This is a genomic window from Cloacibacterium sp., assembly GCF_047601505.1.
GTDB lineage: Bacteria > Bacteroidota > Bacteroidia > Flavobacteriales > Weeksellaceae > Cloacibacterium.
In genome coordinates this window covers 2,326,678-2,342,136 of the sequence record NZ_JASGJD010000001.1, presented here as the reverse complement: position 1 = coordinate 2,342,136, position 15,459 = coordinate 2,326,678, and the positions used below count along the sequence as shown (strand labels likewise).

The 15,459-nt window shown below is 30.7% G+C and carries 12 protein-coding genes; 3 read left to right on the top strand and 9 right to left on the bottom strand.

Translation table 11 applies throughout. The annotated features are described in order from the left end of the window. Positions 1 to 182: 182 nt before the first annotated feature. Together bglX and QM746_RS10695 are read right to left on the bottom strand one after the other, a co-directional pair. Positions 183 to 2,468: a beta-glucosidase BglX gene (gene bglX, locus QM746_RS10700; RefSeq protein ID WP_414984216.1), complete on the bottom strand. Its 2,286-nt coding sequence runs from the start codon at positions 2,466 to 2,468 to the stop codon at positions 183 to 185. 244 nt (positions 2,469 to 2,712) lie between these two features. Then, positions 2,713 to 4,359 carry a DUF6377 domain-containing protein gene (locus tag QM746_RS10695; RefSeq protein WP_414984215.1) on the bottom strand — a complete coding sequence of 549 codons (1,647 nt, stop codon included), beginning with the start codon at positions 4,357 to 4,359 and terminating at the stop codon, positions 2,713 to 2,715. 239 nt (positions 4,360 to 4,598) lie between these two features. On the opposite strand from QM746_RS10695, the gene QM746_RS10690 reads away from it, so the two are divergent. The 3 genes from QM746_RS10690 (at position 4,599) to QM746_RS10680 (ending at position 6,196) form a co-directional block, all read left to right on the top strand. After that, positions 4,599 to 5,024 (top strand): MarR family winged helix-turn-helix transcriptional regulator, encoded by a 426-nt coding sequence (locus tag QM746_RS10690; protein ID WP_414984214.1) that lies wholly within the window; start codon positions 4,599 to 4,601, stop codon positions 5,022 to 5,024. A gap of 7 nt (positions 5,025 to 5,031) precedes the next feature. Then, on the top strand, positions 5,032 to 5,454 hold the full coding sequence (locus tag QM746_RS10685) for an organic hydroperoxide resistance protein (RefSeq protein ID WP_414984213.1): 423 nt from the start codon (positions 5,032 to 5,034) through the stop codon (positions 5,452 to 5,454). A 106-nt stretch (positions 5,455 to 5,560) separates the two neighbouring features. Next, the gene (locus QM746_RS10680) at positions 5,561 to 6,196 is read left to right on the top strand and encodes a nitroreductase family protein (protein ID WP_414984212.1); all 636 of its coding nucleotides are present in this window, start codon (positions 5,561 to 5,563) and stop codon (positions 6,194 to 6,196) included. A 106-nt stretch (positions 6,197 to 6,302) separates the two neighbouring features. Here the strand turns inward: QM746_RS10680 and QM746_RS10675 are convergent, their stop codons facing one another. The 7 genes from QM746_RS10675 to QM746_RS10645 all read right to left on the bottom strand — a co-directional run bounded on the left by QM746_RS10675 (position 6,303) and on the right by QM746_RS10645 (position 15,459). After that, positions 6,303 to 7,376, bottom strand: a complete 1,074-nt coding sequence (locus tag QM746_RS10675; RefSeq protein WP_414984211.1) for a glycosyltransferase family 4 protein — start codon at positions 7,374 to 7,376, stop codon at positions 6,303 to 6,305. A 12-nt stretch (positions 7,377 to 7,388) separates the two neighbouring features. Further along, positions 7,389 to 8,609 carry a DUF1972 domain-containing protein gene (locus QM746_RS10670; protein ID WP_414984210.1) on the bottom strand — a complete coding sequence of 407 codons (1,221 nt, stop codon included), beginning with the start codon at positions 8,607 to 8,609 and terminating at the stop codon, positions 7,389 to 7,391. Positions 8,610 to 8,735: 126 nt separating this feature from the next. Next, positions 8,736 to 9,812 (bottom strand): glycosyltransferase family 4 protein, encoded by a 1,077-nt coding sequence (locus QM746_RS10665; protein WP_414984209.1) that lies wholly within the window; start codon positions 9,810 to 9,812, stop codon positions 8,736 to 8,738. Between the two features lies 1 nt (position 9,813). Continuing rightward, the gene (locus tag QM746_RS10660) at positions 9,814 to 11,046 is read right to left on the bottom strand and encodes a glycosyltransferase family 4 protein (RefSeq protein WP_414984208.1); all 1,233 of its coding nucleotides are present in this window, start codon (positions 11,044 to 11,046) and stop codon (positions 9,814 to 9,816) included. Further along, positions 10,994 to 11,734, bottom strand: a complete 741-nt coding sequence (locus tag QM746_RS10655; protein WP_414984207.1) for an acyltransferase — start codon at positions 11,732 to 11,734, stop codon at positions 10,994 to 10,996. Before QM746_RS10655 ends, QM746_RS10660 begins: the two co-directional genes overlap by 53 nt. Next, positions 11,731 to 14,037 carry a hypothetical protein gene (locus QM746_RS10650; protein WP_414984206.1) on the bottom strand — a complete coding sequence of 769 codons (2,307 nt, stop codon included), beginning with the start codon at positions 14,035 to 14,037 and terminating at the stop codon, positions 11,731 to 11,733. The genes QM746_RS10655 and QM746_RS10650 overlap by 4 nt, the downstream gene beginning before the upstream one ends. Before the next feature lie 129 nt (positions 14,038 to 14,166). Then, complete coding sequence (locus QM746_RS10645; RefSeq protein WP_414984205.1) at positions 14,167 to 15,459, bottom strand: O-antigen ligase family protein; 1,293 nt, start codon at positions 15,457 to 15,459, stop codon at positions 14,167 to 14,169.

The following is a 15,459-nucleotide window of genomic DNA, read 5'->3' as shown; positions in this document are numbered from 1 at the left end:
TAATCCATGCATAGAAAACATAGACAATTGGGAAATGAACCAATTAAGATAGGAGATATCTCCTAAAAATTTGCATGGCTTAGCAACTAAGCTATGCTTTATTTCTCCACATGCTCCAATAATTAGGATAATGGGAAAAATAATGAAAAGTGTATCAGAAATACTTATGGATTTTCATGATATTATTTTAAGCTAAAGCTAGATTTTTTTACTTCTTGGCTATTGGTACCAATCATAATATCGAAATCTCCGGGTTCTGCAACAAAGTCTAAATCTGAATTATAAAATTTTAATAATTCTGGCGTAATTTTGAATGTTACAGTTTTTGTTTCACCAGGTTTTAAGGTTATTTTTTCAAAGCCTTTTAGTTCTTTTACAGGTCTTGTTATACTTCCTTCAACATCTCTTAGGTATAATTGTACTACTTCTTGTCCTTCGCGTGAGCCTTTATTTGTAACATTAATGCTAGCAGTTAAACTTTCGTTTTCTTGAATAGAATTTTTGCTTAATGTAATATCTCCATATTCAAAATTAGTGTAGCTTAATCCGTAACCGAAAGGGTAAAGAGGTTCGTTACTTACATCAATATAATTTGTTCTGAATTTTTCGAACCAATGTCCTTCTGGTAAAGGTCTTCCTGTGTTTTTGTGGTTATAATAAATAGGAACTTGACCAACGTTTTGAGGAAACGTCATTGGCAATTTTCCACTTGGATTAACGTCTCCAAATAATACATCTGCAATTGCAGGAGCAGCTTCGCTTCCTCCGAACCAAACGTTTAAGATGGCTGGTACATTCTTTTTCTCCCAAGATAGAGACAATGGTCTTCCGTCGAATACTAATAAAACAACTGGTTTTCCTGTTTTTAATAATTCTGCTAAAAGTTTTTGTTGAACATCTGGAATATTGAGGTCTGTTCTACTACTAGATTCGCCACTGTATTCTGAAGATTCTCCCAATGCAGCAACAATTACATCTGATTTTGAAGCAACATCTAAGGCTTCTTGTATCATTTGTTCATCTGTTCTTTTTTCATTTTCTCTGCCTAAACCTCTCTCGAACATTGTTACTCTTTTTTCTAATTCTGCATCAGCTGTTAGGTGACTTCCTTTAGCGTACAAAACTTTTACATTTTTACCAGCTACAGATTGAATTCCTTCTACCAAAGTTGCAGGTTTTGTAAGATCTACAGATACACTCCAAGTGCCCGGCATATTAGATCTGGTATTGGCTAATGGACCTACAACAGCTATTGTACCTTGTTTTTTTAGAGGAAGAATATTTTCATTTTTTAGTAATACAAAGCTTTCTGATGCAATTTTTCTTGCAAAATCTCTGTTTTCTTTAGTGTAAATTTCTTTAGCTGGTCTTTTGGTATCAATATATTTGTAAGGATTGGTAAATAAGCCTAATTTATATTTTGCTTCAAGAATATATCTGCAAGATTTATCAATATCTGCTTCTGTAATTTTTCCTTCGTCAAAAGATTTTTTTAATGTTGCTAAATAGCTTTCGCCAATCATATCTAAATCTAAACCAGCTTTCAAAGCTCTAGCAGAAACGGTTTGTAAATTACCAATTCCGTGATTTACCATTTCCATTACTCCGGTGTAATCACTCATTGTAAATCCTTTGAAGCCCCATTTTTTTCTGAGTACATCTGTTAGAAGCCATTTGTTAGCTGTTGCTGGTACACCATCTACATCGTTAAAAGATGCCATTACACTGCCAACACCTGCATCAACTGCTGCTTTGTAAGGATACATATACTCGTTAAACATTCTTTGATGGCTCATATCTACGGTATTGTAGTCTAAACCAGATTCACTAGCGCCATAAAGTGCAAAATGTTTTACAGTTGCGATGATTTCTGTATTTTTTTTAAACGTATTATCACCTTGATAACCTCTTACTAAAGCTTTTGCAATTTCTCCACCTAAAAAAGGGTCTTCGCCACTTCCTTCAGATACTCGTCCCCATCTTGCATCTCTTGTTATATCAACCATTGGACTAAAAGTAAGGTTTATTCCGTCTGCGCTTACTTCTGTTGCTGCAATTCTGGCAGATTGTTCAATGCCTTTTATGTTCCAGGTTGCTGCAAGACCTAGTGGAATAGGGAATCCCGTTTCGTAGCCATGAATAACGTCTAAACCAAAAAATAATGGAATTTTTAATCGGCTTTCTTCTACAGCAACTTTTTGAATTTCTTTTATCTTACCAACTCCTTTTAAATTTAGAATTGCGCCTACGTTTCCTTTTCTTACTTTATCTGCTATATTGCTGTTTTTGGCTTGTCCGGTTACAACATCGCCACCACCTGGAAAATTTAATTGACCAATTTTTTCTTCAATTGTCATTTTTTTCATGAGTTCTGTAATGAAAGAATCCATTTTTTTGTCCTCATTAGTTTGGGCTTTTACACAATAGAATGTAGTAAATACAGCTAATAAAATTACTGCTTTTTTCATTTTTTAGGTATTGAAATATTAATTGAATGTTAATACCGTAAATCTATCTTGTTTTGATAGAAAAAAAATGTGCTGTAGTTAAAAAGTAGTGCTTTTTTTAGTTTAATTAATTGTAAATTAGATGATTGGTTGTTTGTTGTGTGCCCGAAAAAGTAGTGGGTTTATAAAGAAATAAATGATTTATTTTTGAATTTTGATGAATTGAGATATTTCAAAATCACGAAAAATATTACCAAAAAAGAAATTAATTTGGGTAGTTAGAATTATTGATTTCAATTTTAGAAACCATAATCTCGAACTCGTCTCTAGAAACAGCAGATTTGTTTCGAGTTTTTGTTCTGTAATTATAGATTGTACTTACAGAATATCTTAGAAAGGCAGCAATTTTGGTACTATCTGTAATGCCAAGTCTTATAAGTGCAAAAATTCTAAGTTCTGTGTTGAGAATTTCGTTTGGTTTTAGAATTATTTTTTCTTCAGGAATTAGTAGGCTATTAAATTCATCAATAAAAGTAGGATAGAGGTTGATGAAAATTACATCAAAAGTATGGTACAAACTTTCAAGTTCTTTGTCAATAAAGTCCGAAGATTTCAATTCTTTAGAAAGTGCTTCGTAGTTTTTATTTTGAGCTTGTTTATTTAACGTTTTTCTAAAGTCTTCAATTTTAGTTATATAAGTAGAGCAAATATCAAAAAATTGGGTGATGTATTCTTCTTTAATTCGGTTGGATTCTATTAATTTATTGTTTTTTTCGTTGAGAGCGATGTTAGATTTTTGAATTTGTTCATTCAATTTTTCTAATTCATCCGAACTTTTAGATAGACTTTTTTTAATTCTGGATATTTTTTTAATTTGTTTGTATAAATAGAATAACGTGAATGCTAAAAATATAGAAATTATGCTGATAAGTGTCAAGTAATTAATGAGTTGTGATTTGCTTTTGGCTTCTTTTTGGAGATAAGACGTATTGATAATCGAATAAAATTTTGAGATACTTAGCGTCCTGAATTTTACGTTACAAACTACAGCATCAGCAATTGCAGATTGTGCATACAAGTAAGCATTGTCAATATTTTTTTGCTCGAATTCAATCATTGCTAAATTCTGTACAGCTGCATTATCTTTGTTGCAATTTTCAATATCAGAAATAGCGGCTAATCTGTAATAATCTTTTTCTTTTTCTGTATTTTTCTCAATTTTACTAATGTCTCCCATCAAATAAGTGAACATTGCATAGTTTTGGTCTCTATTTTTTGATGTTTCAATTAAAGATAGAAGTAGATTTTTAGCATCTTTTATCTTTTTATAGTAAATAAAATGTTGAGCTAAATTAATTTTATATTTTATTGAATTTTTTGGTAGAGTTGCTAAAAGTGAGTCTCTATAAACTTCAATATTATTTTTGTAAGTCTTGTTTTCGTTATTGGTATTGTAATGTTCATAAAACTGACTGAACGCTTCGTAATAATCTGATAAATTCTCTTTATTAAGTGTTTTAGAATTTATTTTACTTAGAATTTGATAAGATTCTAGATATTTTCCAGAAGACGAATACAAATTTGAAAGTTTTATAATGCTAGATTTCTTTAATTGCTCATTATTAAGTTTTTCTGCTATTTTTATATTTCTTTCAATAAAAATAATTGCAGAATCTATTTTATACTTTTTGTATTCGGTGTATAGAAGTTTATTTATCGCAAACTGTTCTTCAAGATTAGAAAGTATAAGTTTTTTCTTAAGATTTTCAATGGTTTTATTTTTCTTCGTTTCATAGAATTCTTTATTTAGAATAGCCTTGTTAAGCTCAATTTCTAAAGAATCTTTTGGTTTGCCGAAAACAATTGTTTGAATTAATATAAATACTACTAATGTTAATTTTCTTGAAAACATAAAAATTTAGTGTATTGATTGTACAAATCTCTGGAAATTTTGTGTCTTAAAAATATTTTCAAATTTAATGCTTTTTCATTGTAAATAAAATTACTGTTTTTATTATTTATTTTAATTACTGAAAATCAGTATTTTATATATTTTTTCGTCTTTTATTTATTTGCTCAATAATAAGTATTGCAAAATTATATTGTGTGCAATTTAATTTTATGCTAATTTTGCCTCGTCAAATAAAAGTTATGAGCGAACAATTAAAATTAGCAAATCAGGTTTGTTTTCCTATTTATTCTCTTGCAAAAGAAATTGTAAGCAGATATAGACCTTTTTTAGAAGAGCTAGACCTTACGTATCCTCAATATTTGGTTCTTTTGGTATTATGGGAACAAGACCATCTTACTGTTTCTCAAATAGGAGAGCATTTAAATTTAGACAGCGGAACTTTAACTCCATTGTTGAAAAGATTAGAGCAAAAAAATATCATCAGCAGACGTAGAAGTTCTGAAGATGAACGTATTGTGAATATTACACTTACAGAAGAAGGTCTTAAACTGAAAGAAAAAGCAGCTTCTGTTCCTCAGAAACTTTCTTCTTCTATGAAAGTAAGTAAAGAAGAACTTATAGAATTAAAAAGAATTATAGAAAATTTATTATTAAACATAAAATAAAAATATTATGAAAACATTGTACACAATTGGCGCTACAGCCAAAGGAGGAAGAGAAGGACACGTAAAAAGTGATAACGGAGTATTAGATTTAGAAGTAAGACATCCAAAAGCTTTGGGTGGTGCTAATGATGATTTTGCAAACCCAGAAATGCTTTTTGCAGCAGGATATTCTGCTTGTTTTGATAGCGCTTTGAACAGAGTTATAAAATTATCAAAAATAGAAACTGGCGAAACTACTGTTACTGCAAAAGTAGGAATAGGGCAAATTGAAAACGGAGGTTTCGGTTTAGAAGTAGAGTTACATGCTAACATCCCAGGTGTTTCTATTGAAGAAGCACAATCTCTTATCGAAAAAGCACATCAAGTTTGTCCTTATTCTAATGCTACAAGAGGAAATATTGAAGTGAAACTTACTGTTTCTAACGATTAATATTTTACATAAAACTTCAATTCAATCATTTAAAGTAAAATTGAATTAAAACCTTTTAAATTAAACAAAACAAATTAGTTATAATAATTAAATTAAAAAAAAGAATATGTCATTAATAGAAGATTTAAATTGGAGACACGCTGTTAAAGCTTATGATTCTACTAAGAAAGTTAGTCAGGATAAGATTGATAAAATTGTAGAAGCAGCAAGATTAGCTCCAACTTCTTCGGGTTTGCAACCTTTCAAAGTATTAGTAGTTGAAAATCAGGATTTAAAAGAGAGATTGGTAGAAGGAGCTTTAAATCCAGAATGTATGAGAGATTGTTCTCACGTTATCGTTTTTGCAGCTTGGGATACTTATACCGAAGAAAGAATAGATAAAGTTTATGATTTCACAACAGACGAAAGAGGTTTGCCAAGAGGAAGATTTGGTTCTTATACTGATAAATTGAAATCTATTTATCTTAATCAACCAGCAGAAGCCAATTTTGCACATACTGCAAGACAAACTTACATTGCTCTTGGTTTGGCATTGGCACAAGCGGCAGAATTAAAAGTAGATACAACGCCTGCTGAAGGTTTTGACAATAGTGTTGTAGATGATGTTTTAGAATTGAGCAAATACGGCTTGAAAAGCGTTTCTTTAATGTATGTTGGTTATGCAGATTCTCAAAATGATTGGATTGCTCCCATGAAAAAAGTAAGAATTCCGAAAGAAGAATTTGTAATTGAATTGAAATAAAATTTTATAAAAAGTAGAGATAAGAATCATATTCGTCTTTTGCAAGATATAGATTCTTATCTCTTATCATTTGTGTTTTTTGTGTTTATATAATCATTTAATCCATTTAAAGTTGCTTGTTCTCCATTTCTTTAATATTTTGTTTCCATGTTATAAAAAGATTCATCATTTTAATGATTTTAAAAATTGAAATAAATGCTAAAAACGAAATAAGAGAAGTGTAAATAGAGTAGTTTTCAAAAAATAAATATTGAATTATAAAGGTTAGAACATTAATTAAAACAAACGTAAAAGTAATTTTTTTGTGTGATAATCCCAATTGCAAAAGATGATGATGGATATGTGTTTTATCTGCTTTGAAAGGCGATTTTCCTCTTAATATTCTATCTGCATAAACTCTTACAGAATCAATAACCGGAATAGTGAATACAAACAAAATAAAGAAAATACCATACGGAAAACTATCTATTTTATTGTCGAATTTTGTGATGTAAATTCCTAGACAAATTAATAAATATCCTAGAAAAAGTGCTCCTGAATTTCCTAAAAAAATCTTATTTTTCTGCGACATATTGTATTTTAAGAAGGCGATAATACTTCCAATAAAAAGTAAACCTATTTTTGCTAAACCAAAATTTCCTTCTATTAACATAATGATAAAAAATAAGACAAAACCAATTCCTGCAACACTTCCAGCTAATCCATCGATTCCATCAATCAAATTAAAGGCGTTTACTGCTGTTGCAATTACCAAAATGGTTAGAAAATATTGGAAATAAACATTGACTTCGTAAATTCCAAATAGTCCGTACAAAGAAGTAATTCTGATTCCCGATGTTGCAATAATCACACTTACAGATAGTTGTATTGCTAATTTATATTTTGCTTTAATATCCGTTTTATCGTCCAAAGCTCCTACTAAAAGCATAATGTAAGAAGTTACGATAACTGGGAGAATTTCTTTCCAACTTTTATCTCCCGAAATTCCCATTAATAAAAAAACAATTGCTCCAATTACCAAACCTCCAATTAATGGAATTGCCGTTTGATGTACTTTTCTCGCATTAGGAACATCTACAAGCTTTACTTTCTGCGCAATAACTCTCATTAACGGAATAATGCACATTGATAAAGTGAAAGCCAGTATTCCGAATATGGATAATTCTATAAAATTTTTCATTGTATTAGGTTTTTAGTTGGTTATTTTAGATTCATTGAACAGTTTCACGTTTTTCAAATGTCCTACATTGTATTTTTCCAAAATATTTTTGTCAAATTCAGAAATCAAAGGATAGACTTTGGTTTTATTTTTAGCATTGAAAGTTTCTTCAATAAGGTTGCTGTATTTTTTTGCAATTTTTTTCCAAGTGTATCTTCTTTCTGCGATTTTTTTCATCTGTAAAGCACAATTCTGAAGATTTTCTTTGGTTAAATTTTTAATTACATTTTTAAGTTCATTCTCATTCGAAAAATAAAAAGCTTTATGTTCTGTTGTCGTTCTGTTATAAGAAACTCCGTTGCTGATAATTGGCAAACCTAAAAACATCGCTTCTACCAAAGAAGGATTGGTTCCTCCCGCAGAATGTCCGTGTATGTAAAGGGAAGCATTTCCTCTAATCAAATCAATAATTTCCTGATTGTAAATTGGGTCTAAAAGATGAATGTTTTCAAATTTTGAATATTGCTCTTTTAAGTCTTTTCCGTATTGACTGTTGTTCCAGTTGCCCACCAAAACCAGTTTTTTATCCAGAAGTTCACTGAATACTTTCAAGATGGTATGAACATGATTTTCAGGTTCTATTCTGCAAACTTTTACAGCGTATTCTTCAGCTAAAAAAGGATATTTTTCCAGATTTTCCTGAGTAGGATTTAGATTCACTTTCGTATGATCTGCTCCGTATTCTATTACTCTACTTATGGTTTTGTAGCGTACAGATGTATAATCTTGTATCGATTCGTTATCCGAAATGTCGATATGAGAAAATCTCATAGCTAATTTTTCTGCCCACCACAAATATAATTTTGCTGCTAAAGACCACTTGTCTCTTTTCCATTCTATTCCGTCGATCGAAACTATTATTTTTTTATTGGTAAATAACTTCACGAAAGGTAAAATCCATGCACCTGCAACTCCCAAAACCAACAAAACATCACTTGTAAATAATGCGTGAAAAATTGATAATGTATCGTAAGGAATACTTTGGATTCCGTTGGCATCTAACGGCAAATATTTCAATTTTGCACCTTTCCAATTGTCAATTTGTTCTTCTTTGCTGTATTTTTTTAATGAACAATACACTGTAAAATCGTAAGTATCAGAAAGTTCTTCTACCAAGTGAGCGGTTAAAGTTTCGAAACCTCCATATTTTGCGGGTAAGCCAACTGTTCCTATTATTGCAACTTTTGTTTTCATAATTAATGATTTGAAAACAATAATGCTATTGGTATTCCAAACTTAAATTGGATATTTAATTAATTGTAAATCAATACTTTGTATATTTGGTTAAAGCGTGCCAATTTCCAAATTATGGAATTTTAATTATAAATTGGAAACAATCTCTATAGTTTTTTTATCAAAATATTCTTCGGAAAAGTTTAAACTTTTTTGGTAAGAATCTTTGCTATAAGATTGATAAACTGAAGGATTGCTTAAGATGAAATTCAGTTTTGCGGATAATTCGTCTGTATTTTTAGAATTAATTAAAAATCCGTTTTCATTATTTTTAACCAATTCGGTCACACCTCCAACTGGTGGAACGATTGCAGGAAGAGCATATCTCATTCCTTCCAAAATCGTAAGACCGAAGGTTTCTACCCAGAGATCTGTATGCGAAAGGTTAAGAATAATACTTGCTTCACGGTAAAATGGATGTGTATCGGTTTGTGTAGGATAAATTTTCAGATTTTTTGGCAATTCTTTTCCTTTAAAATAATCCTGAATATCTTTTTCAGAAGCATTCACCACAAGTTTGAAAATATATTGCGGATTTTTTTGAGCCAGAATAAAAAACTCATCAACACCTTTATACACTTTAAGCGAACAAATCATCAAAACAATCTTGCTCGTTTTTTCATTATTTTGGAACTGTTCTGCTTTCTCTACAAAATCGCTTTCCAAAACATTATATAACAAAACCTGGTTTTTAATTAAAGATTCCTGCTTCATCAAAAATTCTGAAACAAAAATAATTTTGTGAGCTGCTTTTTTTGCAATTCCGAAAAGAAAATTTTTAAAAACTTTAGGTTTTACAGACGTTTCGTGAATGTGATAAATAATTTTGCAGCCTTTCAGCTTTCCGGCAATTGCAGCACCAAAAGGCAAAACGGTATTAATGTAAACCAAATCATCTTTTTTGAGAAAAAGCAAAAGCTTCATCATCAAAAAAAACTGACTGAGAAAAAAATTAACGATCCTCATCAACGAATTATCCGAAAATTGATACCAAAACGAATGATTTTGCACCAAAGGAATATCCGAAAGAAAGCCTTTTCTTCCTCCAGAAGTAAAAAGATGTGTTTCAATTCCGTTCTTTGTCCACGCTTTCAATAGCTGCATCAGAACTTTCGGACTTCCGCTGTAATCGTTTAATAAATGAACAGCAACTATTCTTTTCATTTTAAATCTTATTGTAAATTGAATTAAGATGTTCTCCTCTTTTTTCCCAAGAAAATCTTTCTGTAAAACGCTGTCTTGCTCCTGCGCTCATTTCTTTTTGAAGATTTTTCTCTGCAAATAATCTATGTAGAGCATTACTCAAGCCTTTCACTGTTTCATTATATCCTTGTTGAGGAATTTTAAAACCACACGTATGATTGATGAATTCTCCCGGACCTTCATTTTCAAGACAAACAACAGGCAAACCGAAAGATAAAGCTTCCGGAACAACCATTCCTGCGCCTTCGTGCGATGGAAAAAGAAATACAGATGACTTTTCGTAGATTTTCATTAAGTCCTTTCTATCGATCCATTCTACAATTTCGGTGAAATTTTCGATTTTATTTTGTTTAATTAAATCTTTATAGAACATTTTCTGTTCACCTGCTCCTACAAGAATCAATTTGCATTTTCCCTTATCGTTTTCAGAAAGTTGGTTGAGAAAATTTGCAAACGATCTTATCGTTAAATCAAAACCTTTTAACGGAACAAATCTCCCAACACTGATGACTGTAAAATCTGATTTCTGCGGAACTTCGTCTTTTTGATAAAAATCTTCTGAAGCAACTGAAGGATAAAGAGAATATTTATTTTTATCAATATTCAGTTTTTCCGGAACACCGCTGTTCATACACCAAATATGAGTTGAATTTTCAGCTGTTTTCTTTAATGAAGGCGAAAATTTCCAGAAGAAGTTTTTCACCAGCCAAGTTAGACGATCTTTAATCAAGTATTTTTTAGAATAATCTTTCAAATATTGTTCTGGAATCAATGGGTGATGACCAACAGGGCCCCAAACCATCGGCTTTTTGAGTTTCCAAAGAAAACTCGGCGTCCAATCATTATGGAAATTTACATTATGAACAATATCAAAATGTAAATTTTGTTTTTCTATAAAAGAAATAATTCCTTTTTGCCAAAGATAAAAATACAGCATTGCACCACGATTTCCTTTTTTCCAAAAACGCATCCAATACGGAAGGTCAAAATAAAGAAACTGAATATTTTCGTAAACAGAATCTGGATTTTCTTCCATATATTTTTCGATATGAATACGGTTGTTTTCTCTCGTAATGGCGATTACTTTTCGGAATCTGGCTATTTGATACACAAAGTTCCATCCCATTGCATCTTCAGAACCTTTATACGGATTCACGGCATAGCACGTTGCGAGTATTGTCTGATTGGTATTCATGAGTTCTAGTTTTTAAAAGTTTTGCAGGAACGCCTCCGATAATGCTGTTATCAGGAAAAGATTTTGTGATAACGCTTCCAGCTGCCAAAATACATCCATCGCCAATTTCTACACCGTCGAGAATGGTAACTTTACTTCCAATCCAACAGTTTTTTCCTATTTTAATTCCTTTTCTGTTGACACCTTGATGTCTGATAGAAGTTTCTAAATCTTCGTAATTATGATTTTCTGGGTGACAGCTTAGATATTGCCCAACAATACATTCATCGCCAATTTCCAAACCGCCGGAACCACCGAGATAAGCAAACTCTCCAATTCCAACATTGTTTCCTATTTTAATTTTCTCTCCAATATTATTAAAAGAAGTAGAAACAATAATTCTGCTGAAAGCTCCAATAGAAACGTTGTCTCCGAACTCAATTCCTTGTTTTGCTATTGCAGAAACATACACATCGTTTCCTAATCTTAAGAATTTGCCCCATTTCATTTTAGAAATATTAAAAAAACTTACTCGTTTTCCTAATAGCATTCCTTTTGGATTTTTAAAGAGAAAAATCACTTTTAAACCTCTAAAAAAACTCCAGAATTGAACCCAGATGAGCTGAAGTATAGCTCTGGAGTTTAAAGAATTATCAATTATAAAATTAGGGTTTCTTAGTTGTATGATTTTTTCTACAATGGTTTTCATTTTGTGGCTATTATGGTGTTCATTATAGTGCCTAAAGTTGTATCTAAATCGTTGTTTTCTATGGAAAGGTATTTTGATTTTTGATTTTGATTTCCCAATTTAGAAAACAATTGACTGTATTCTTTCGTTAAATTGCAAATAGATTGGTACGAAAGTTCTTTTTTTCTGCTAAGGATTTTTTCTGGCGTTGCGTAAAGAAAGAAATTAAATTTAGGCTTCATCAGAAGATGGTATCCTGTTTTTGTAAATGCTTTTGGAAGCTGAATGTTGCTCCTTTTTCCATCTGCAATAAAGTCAAAATAATATCTGTCGTACAAAACTATTTTTCCTCTCAAGACATATTTTAAATAGATGACAAATTGCCCGAAAATATAATCTGTGTAATAGTAAGCAAATCTTAAAAATGATGATAAGGAACTTTTGTTGCTGCCTTGTCTTGGCAAAGAATTTATCACATCTTGTTGTGCTTTTTCTTTTCCTTTTGTCCAAACACTTAAAATGGGAAGTAGGGAAGGTCTGTGTCTTAAAACTTTTACAGGTCTTCTGTATCTTTTCTCTATTAATTCTGAAACTTCTGAGATTACTGTAGATTTTCCTGCCCCGTCAACTCCGCTGAATGTAATAATAAAGCCTTTTGCCGCGAAAGAATCTTTTATATAATTCAATATATTTTTAAAAAAATTGAATCCTTGGTTGTTATTTTTCATTTTAAGCGTTTTTGTTATTGTTTTTTTGTTTTCAGAATGTAATTCTAAATTATTGTAAACCAAATTTTTATAAATTTCTGGTATTTCGGTTTCATTTAATACATAAAAAAGCTGAATAAACCTTGCGGTATCTTTTTCCGAAACTTTTTTTACCCCAAATTCGTTTTGAGTTTTATTTTCTAAGACTTCATCTACATTCATTATTTGAAGATATTTCCATTTTAATTGATGAATAAGGTCTAAGTTTAAAATCTCGTTTTGTTTGGTAACAATTCTTACAGATTGCATAAAAGACTTTTTAATTACCGAGATGCTTTTTGTAAGACTGTATCTATTTAAAAATAATAATATTGATTTTTCGTTTTTTTTGGTTGTAATAATATCAATATCAGAATTTTGTATTAATTTTTCTGGTTCTTCGTTATGAAATTTTAATGCTGCATAGTTTGTAGGATACAACAAATCAAAAATGTCCATTATGAGAAGCTCTCTTTCAGTATAATTTTCAGTTAGAAATAGGTTTAAAGCATCTGTCCAAGTTTCTAATAACCAGTGGATTTGCGTATGCCATACTTTTTGCTCTGCATATATTTTAAGATAAGAAAGTGTATTAATTAAAAGGTAAAATTTTAAGTAATTGTTTAATTCATTTTCCTCGAATTGAAAGGCCATTGTGTTTTTCTCTTTAATTTCTTCATAAATATCTTTCCAAGATTTTCTCTGAATAAGAATTCCATTTTGGATGATAAAATGAAAAAAGTCAAATGCTTTTGGCCTTTCCATCGAAGATAATTCCCAGTCATAAATTGCTAATTTGTGTTTGTGTTTGTAACAATTCCAGGAAGTAAAGTCACCGTGAGAGAAGTTAAGCTCTACGGCTTGGTTTTCATCAATTTGTCTTAGAATCACTTTTGTTTTTTTGACCAGATTTTTTGGGATTCTTTCGTCATTGATTTCAAGAAATTCTTTTTTCAATTTCTGAAAATAATCCCAATCTGATACCTTTATAATAGATTGTGTTTTTTCTGATAATGTTTTCAAAGCATTAGAATGAAGAACGCCAAAGTTGTTGTCTCTTATTCCACCTTCTGAAATGTCTAATAATTTTATCATATTTTCATTCACCATCGATGCTGATGGAGTTGTAATAGAATCATTAGATTTTACTATTTCTAAACTTTTAAATTCTGAATTGATAAGTTTTTTTGCAGATTCTGTATTGGCTATTTTGTAAAAATATTCGTTGGCGAATAACAAAGATTTATTATTTGGACCAACAGTTCCTGTAAAAATTGCCCAATCTTTCTGTAAATCAATAGAATTTTCTGTGTTTTTTCTATAATAAAATGTCTTTTTTCTAAATACAATTTTTTGCAATCTGAAAGCAAAAACCAATTTTATAAAAATTGAAAAAATCTTTGCCTTAACAGTCGAAATATTATAAAATTTTAAAAACAAAGGATTTTTAGAACTTTCATTCCAAAACCATCTGATGCTTCCATCTGGATTTGAGATGTAAGAAATTTTCACTTTTTCTGTTCCCTTTTCTTGAGAAGTGAATAATTCGTAACCTAAGTTCTTAAAAATACTTTTCATAACAATATTTTATACAATCTAATATGTAAATAGCTTGCCATAAATTTAATTAGCTGAAAATAAGTTACTTATGTGTTTTTGTGTATTTCTATTTTTTCCAAATTATGGAAATATTTTGTTTTTTGGAATTTATTCTTTTAATAATTCTGGTCTTTTCTTTCTTAGAACTATCTTTTGAAGCCTCGTAAGGTGGTCATTATTTCTGAAAGCAACTGAAAAAATGATAATTTGATAAAAAAGAATTCCGTAATTGCTCTCCCCGAAAATTCCGAATTCTGTGAAAGAATTAATGACTATTGGAATTAGAATTCCGATAAGCATTAATTTGAGTTCTTTTTGTTCCGATAAAATTGATTTTACCGTAAAAAACACCTGAAACATAACAATAGTGAAACCTACAAAACCAAGATTCATCAAAACTTGCATAAAGGTATTATGCGTCATTTTTCCTGGGTAAGTATGGGCACTTTGGAAGAATTCTTTGTAATCAATCCTCATAAAACCGAAGCCGAAAAGAGGTTCTCTAGGTAATCCTTCGGTAATTAAAGCCTGCCAAAAAGGAAGTCTTCCTGTAAGACTCATTACTTCTTCCAGCCTTTCTTGATCTCCTCCTTTTAAAATTACAGTATAAACCGCAAATGGCGCAACAGCTGCAACAACAGCGATTATCGCAAACTTTAAAGTCTTTTGTTTGGTTTGATTAATATGGAAAAATATAATCAGCAAAACGCCAATTAACGAAGATCTAGAACCAGTCATGTAAAGAGCGTACATGATGACAAGAATTTTTACAATCGTCCAGATTTTATTTTGGAATCTGTACAAATCGAAAATAAGACACGCACAACCTACTCCAGCCAACATTCCGAGTTCGTTGGGATTCATCATGGTTCCACCCAATCTTGCTTCTTCGCCACCATCTGTAAGTCTGAAAAAAACATCGGGATTTACCCACATTCCGATTACAAAGACAAGTTGAAGAACAAAAACGGTGTTTCCTAAAAGATGATACAATCGAATGGTATGTCCTTCAAAATAAACATCTAAAATCTTTAAACTTTTCACAAAAAAATAGGCAAAAACAAAACTTTGGAACGTCATAAACCATTGCAAAGCACTGAAACCCGGATTCGTACTCCAAGAAAAAGAAATAAATCCTAAAGTGAGGTAACCCATATATAAAATAGGCGAAAAAATATTTTTATACACCAAAGAATTTACGCTACCGTAGTTAATGATCTTTTGATAAACAAGTATTGAAGAAATCATCACGCCCATTCTTCCGACTACTTTTATGGCTCTCGTAATCGCAACATTTTCACTCCAAGTAAAAAAACACGCCACCATCAACAACAAGATAATAAACATCTGATTGTTGAGTTTCTTTAGAAATTTTTGATGTTGAAGTGATAATGTTTCCAT